1 protein-coding gene is annotated in these 2,071 nt (G+C 64.7%); it reads left to right on the top strand.

Annotated features, from left to right (window positions below):
• Nucleotides 1-38: 38 nt before the first annotated feature.
• The coding region (locus EN925_RS33310; RefSeq protein WP_128337248.1) for an FAD-dependent oxidoreductase at nucleotides 39-2,071 on the top strand (2,033 nt) is incomplete at its 3' end.

Below are 2,071 nucleotides of genomic sequence, written 5' to 3'. Positions count from 1 at the left end.
CAGGGGGACGCGTAATGTCAGGGGCTAGTTCAGAACAGATGCCGGAACAGGCTGATGTCGTCATCGTCGGCGGCGGCATTGCCGGATGTTCGGTCGCCTATCACCTCACCAAGCTTGGCATCACCGACGTCGTACTGTGCGAGCGCAAGCAGCTGACATGCGGCACGACATGGCATGCCGCCGGCCTGGTGACGCAGTTGCGGGCGACGCGACAGATGACGGAGCTGGCGAAATACACCGGCGAGCTGTTCGGCCGCCTCGAAGCCGAAACCGGACAGGCCACCGGCTTCATGCAGCGCGGCTCGCTGCGTGTCGCCAACACCGAGGCGCGCTTCGAGGAGCTGGCACGCGGCGCCTCGATGGGGCGCAATTTCGGCCTGCCGGTCGACATGGTCACGCCCGGCGAGATCAAGGAACGCTGGAGCCCGGTCAACATCGACGGCATCGTCGGCGGCTTCTGGTTCCCCAATGATGGACAGGTCAACCCCACCGACGTCACCATGGCCTATGTCAAGGGCGCGCGCACCGGTGGCGCCTGCATTCTCGAAAACACGCCGGTCACGAAAATCCTGGTCGAGAACGGCCGCGTTTGCGGCGTGGTCACCGACAAGGGCGAGATCCGCGCCGACAAGGTGGTGATATGCGGTGGCATGTGGTCGCGCGATCTCGCGGCACAGATCGGCGTGACGCTGCCGCTGCACGCCGCCGAGCATTTCTACATCGTCACCGAGACCATCCCCGGCCTGCCAACCAATTTGCCGGTGCTTTTCCTGGGCGACGAGTGCTCCTACTACAAGGAAGACGCCGGTAAGCTGCTGCTCGGCTGCTTCGAGCCGGTGGCCAAGCCGTGGGGCCATAACGGCATCTCGCCCGATTTCTGCTTCGACAGCCTGCCCGAGGACTTCGAGCATTTCGAACCGATCCTCGAAATGGCAACCAGGCGGGTGCCGCTGCTGGCGGATGTCGGCATCAAACTGTTCTTCAACGGACCGGAAAGCTTTACGCCGGATGACCGCTATCTGCTGGGCGAGACGGCTGAGGTCTCCGGCCTGTTCTGCGCCACCGGCTTCAATTCCGTCGGCATCCTCTCCTCGGGCGGCGTCGGCAAGGCGCTGTCGGAATGGATCCGCGACGGGCGCCCACCGGTCGATCTCGCCGATGTCGACGTGCGCCGCACCATGTCGTTCCAGTCGAACAAGAAATATCTCTACGACCGCACCACCGAAACGCTTGGCCTTTTGTTCGACATGCACTGGCCATACCGCCAGTTCGCCACGGCGCGCCACATCCGCAAGAGCCCGTTCCACGACCGCCTGATGGCGGTGGGTGCCTGCATGACCGAGGCCGCCGCCTACGAACGCCCTGGCTTCTTCGCTTTGCCCGGCATGAAGGCCGAGATCGACTATTCCTACGGCCGCCAGAACTGGTTCGGCGCCTGCGGCGAGGAAAGCCGCAACACGGCTGACAACGTTACGCTGTTCGACCATTCCTGCTTCGTGAAATACTGGATCGAGGGGCGTGACGCCTGCGCGGTGCTCAACCGCATCTGTGCCAACAATGTCGACGTACCCGCCGGCCGCGTCGTCTACACGCAATGGCTGAACGAGCTAGGCGGCATCGAAGCCGATGTCACGGTCACCCGCATCTCCGAAACCGCCTACATGGTCGTGACCATCGCCGTGTCGCAGCGGCGCGACCTGGCCTGGCTCAAGCGCCATATCCCGGCGGACGCGCATGTCTTCGTGCAGGATGTCACCTCCGGCCTGCCCATGCTGGCGCTGATGGGGCCGAAATCGCGCGATCTCCTGCGCGCCGTCTCGCCCGATGACTTCTCGGAGGCGGCGTTTCCCTTCGGCACCAGCCGCGAGATCGACCTTGGCTATGCGCGGGTGCGCGCCAGCCGGCTGACCTTCGTCGGCGAGCTTGGCTGGGAGCTCTACATGCCCGCCGCCATCCTTCATCCAAAGCTCGGCGCCCCGTTCCGCGATGTGCTCGGCAAGGGCGCCGCGCTCATTCCCTCATCGAAGAAGCGCGGCGGCCTCGGCGTGCCGCTCGATATTCCGCTCGGCCA

This window comes from Mesorhizobium sp. M7A.F.Ca.US.006.04.2.1 (assembly GCF_004022915.1).
Lineage (GTDB): Bacteria > Pseudomonadota > Alphaproteobacteria > Rhizobiales > Rhizobiaceae > Mesorhizobium > Mesorhizobium ciceri.
The sequence above is the reverse complement of the archived record's forward strand: the minus strand, read 5'-3'. Positions and strand labels throughout refer to the sequence as shown.